This window comes from Sphingopyxis sp. BSNA05 (genome assembly GCF_013265645.1).
Classification (GTDB): Bacteria; Pseudomonadota; Alphaproteobacteria; order Sphingomonadales; family Sphingomonadaceae; genus Parasphingorhabdus.
On record NZ_PYIA01000082.1, the window covers coordinates 1 to 3,827 of the forward strand.

Consider the following 3,827-nt stretch of genomic DNA (forward strand, 5'->3'; position numbering starts at 1 on the left):
GCGCGGCGATGACTGGAATAATGAGTTGTTTCGAGCAAACGCAGCTTCTACCTAACCCGGTCCACCTTTGACCCAGAGGAAAGGGGGCTTTTCCCTGTTTGCGCACGAGATGGCCGTCTGAGGTCTGTCCGTGCCTAACGGAGGAAAACCATCATGACTCTACAAAACGCACAGCTTCAACTCGACGATACACCGGATCTGGCAAGCGAAATAGTAATCAAGGCCGCTCACGAAATAGCACGTCGTCTGGAGACAAGTTCCCAAGTCACACGAAAAGACATCAATGCCATATTCCAAAAACTCACCGGAAACAGCGATGCGACAGATGGCTGGTCGGTAAAAATGTCTGGCTGTGCCATCGAGCTGGCTGAGCTGCTATGGCTTCGCGAACATTCCGGAATCACGCTAGATTCCGATTTTGCTGAAACCGACAAATGCTTCGAAATTCTGGAGCAAGCCCTTCCTCCACAACATAACCGGCATGATGACCAGATTTCCCTCCAGCAATTTTCGACACCCGCTCGGCTTGCATGGGTAATGGCCCTGGCAGCGGGCATAAAGCCCGAAGATATCGTACTCGAGCCATCTGCGGGAACGGGAACTCTCGCCATTTGGCCGCATCTTGTCGGCGCGAAGCTAATCCTCAATGAGATCGACGACCTGCGCAGTGCGTGTCTAAGCGAGCTGTTTCCGGGTGCTCCGACCTTCTCACACGATGGCGAGCTGATCAACGAGTTGCTTCCGTCGCGCCACAATCCAAATCTTGCCCTTATGAATCCGCCATTTGCGCGCAGTGCCGAACGCGGGAAAGACGGTCGTTCAGCCCTGCGGCACTTGCGCTCTGCCTGGCGGCGTTTGGCGGCAGGCGGCCGGCTTGTTGCGATCATGCCCGAAGGCTTTAGCGCAGTCGAATTTGCCAAAAACGAACTTGGATCATGTGCACTTCGTCTTGATGCGCGCATCACACGATCTTTTGCGCGCAGGGGAACCGGCATTACCGTGCGTCTGGTGGTATTAGACAAAATTGCTTCCGAGCAATGCGTAGAGCCAATCGACATCGACGATTTTGAAGGTTTGTACGACGCCTGCTGCGCTTTGCCCGAGCGCGCCGCCTCAAAATCCAATGCGCAAACTTCCAGACCCAAAGCAAAGCCACTCGCGCTGGTGTCGAGCTACCGTTCGAAACGCCCGGTCGCGCCAGTTTTAAAATCCTCACCAGACACGCAAATATCCGAAAAGCTTATCTTTGAAGTTCTCGACTCTGCGGCACCAACGCCAGAGCAAAAAGGCATTTATCTAGCCTACCGGCCAAGCCGGATAACAATCGACAATGCTCCCGTTCATCCGACCCCGCTGGTGGAATCGGTCGCGATGGGGTCTGTTGCCGCGCCGGTCCCGCAGCATCAGCCGGTGGTTCCAGCAGACTGGCGGAAGAACCAGCTTCTTTCCGATGCGCAGTGCGAAATGCTCATCTATGCGGTGAATGCCTTCGCCCGCGATTTGCCCGGAACTTACAGGGCCATCAACGAAGGCTCGGGGCTGGAACCGTCGGACGAGGGTTTTCGTTATAGGACTGGCTTCTTCCTCGGAGACGGAACTGGCGCGGGCAAGGGCCGCGAGATTGCCAGCGTCATCATGGACCGATGGCTGCAGGGCCATTGCCGCCATATCTGGATTAGCAAGAACGAGACCTTGCTCGAGGACGCCCGCCGCGACTGGTCAGCGCTCGGCGGCCTGCCGCTTGATATCCAGTCGCTTTCGAGCTGGAAGCTGGGAAGGCCGATTTCGATGTCTGAAGGCATTTTGTTCGTCGCTTATCCAACGCTGCGGTCGGGCCGGATGGATACGACAAGGCTTGCTCAAATATTGGAATGGGCAGGGGAGGAATTTGATGGAGTGATTGCTTTTGATGAAGCCCATGCAATGGCCAATGCGCTGGGGGGAACGGGAAGCCGCGGCAAGGTCAAAGGATCCGAGCAGGGCATAGCTGGTCTGCGTCTTCAAAATCTGCTGCCTCGCGCTAGGGTTTTATATGCATCGGCAACAGGGGCTTCGGACATTGCCAACCTTGGCTATGCGGCACGCCTTGGTCTCTGGGGTCCGGAAACCGCCTTTCCAAATTATGACAAGTTTCTAAGCGATATCCGCGCGGGCGGTATTTCTGCGATGGAACTGGTCGTGCGCGATCTTAAATCTCAGGGGCTTTATCTCGCCCGCGCCTTGTCCTTTGCGGGCGTTGAATATGAACTTCTCGAGCATGAACTTACCACAGAGCAGATATCGGTCTACGATAGTTATGCCGAGGCTTGGGCGATTATTCACAAAAATCTCGAGGCTGCGCTCGAAGCCACGCGGATCGTCGATGAAGATAGCGGTGATACGCTTAACCGAAATGCAAAGGCGGCGGCGCTTTCGATATTCGAGGGTACCAAGCAGCGTTTCTTCGCGCAGTTGCTTTTGTCCATGAAACTTCCCAGCCTGCTCCCAGCGATCGAACAGGCATTGGAAGAGGGGCATTCCGCCGTTGTGCAGCTTGTCTCGACCGCCGAGGCAATGCTCAACCGCAGACTTGCCGATCTCAGCGCCGAAGAACGCGAGCAGCTTGATATCGACCTGTCCCCGCGCGAATATGTCATTGATTATCTGGCCAAAAGTTTTCCGGTCCGTTTGATGCGGGTGTTCCGCGATGATGACGGCAACTTGCGATCAGAGCCTATGTCGACTTCTGAAGGTCATCCGGTGCTTTGCCCGCGCGCGGTTCAGGCAAGAGATGCGATGATCGAAAAACTGTGCGCGCTTCCGCCCATTTGGGCTGCGCTTGATGCGGTAATCGAACGTTTTGGAACAGATCATGTTGCCGAAGTGACCGGCCGGACCCGCAGGCTTGTAAATGGCAGCGACGGACGTCAACGCCTTGAACGCCGCACGGCGCGGTCGAATTTAATCGAAGCCCAGAGTTTCATGGACGGCGAGAAGCGCGTGCTTATATTTTCCGATGCAGGCGGGACAGGCCGGTCCTATCACGCTGATCTTGATGTGCAGAACCAGCAACGCCGCGTGCATTTCTTGCTCGAGCCGGGCTGGCGGGCCGATAATGCCATTCAGGGTCTGGGCCGCACCAACCGCACCAATCAGGCATCCGCACCGCTCTTTCGGCCTGTAACCACTGATGTCAAAGGTGAGCGGCGTTTTATCTCCACCATCGCGCGGCGGCTAGATAGCCTTGGCGCCTTGACCCGCGGACAAAGACAAACCGGCGGGCAAAACCTGTTTAACCCGGCTGATAATCTTGAAAGCGAATATGCACGCGATGCGCTGACCAGCTGGTTCCACCTGCTTTATGCAGGCAAGCTGGAAGCCGTTTCACTTGACCGCTTTCAGGATGTCACGGGCCTCAAGCTTGAAACACCCGATGGTGATCTGGCTGAAAAACTGCCAACCATCCAGCGCTGGCTAAACCGGATATTGGCGCTGCCCATCGCTCTGCAGAATGCAATATTTGATGAATATCTGTCGCTGATCGAAGCCCGCGTCGAAGCGGCGCGTGAAGCGGGAACTTTGGATATGGGCGTTGAAACCATTGCGGTTGATACATTTGAAATTATGTCAGACAAGCTTCTGCGAACGGATGGTATTTCTGGCGCAACCACGCATCTTGTGACCTTGGAAACACAGCGCCCGCTTAAACCGCTCCGTTTCAAGCGACTGTACAAGCTTCAGGACTTTAGCCTGCCGCAGGTCCAACTATTACGCAATGCGCGTTCCGGCGGTATGGCCTTGTCGGTTCCTACCCGCCGTATGATCACCGATGAGGGAGAGACAATCGA

1 protein-coding gene is annotated in these 3,827 nt (G+C 55.6%); it reads left to right on the plus strand.

The features are described 5' to 3' along the window. Positions 1-153 precede the first annotated feature (153 nt). Positions 154-3,827 (plus strand): strawberry notch-like NTP hydrolase domain-containing protein (locus tag C8024_RS09330; RefSeq protein WP_173204369.1); only part of this gene is annotated, 3,674 nt, incomplete at its 3' end.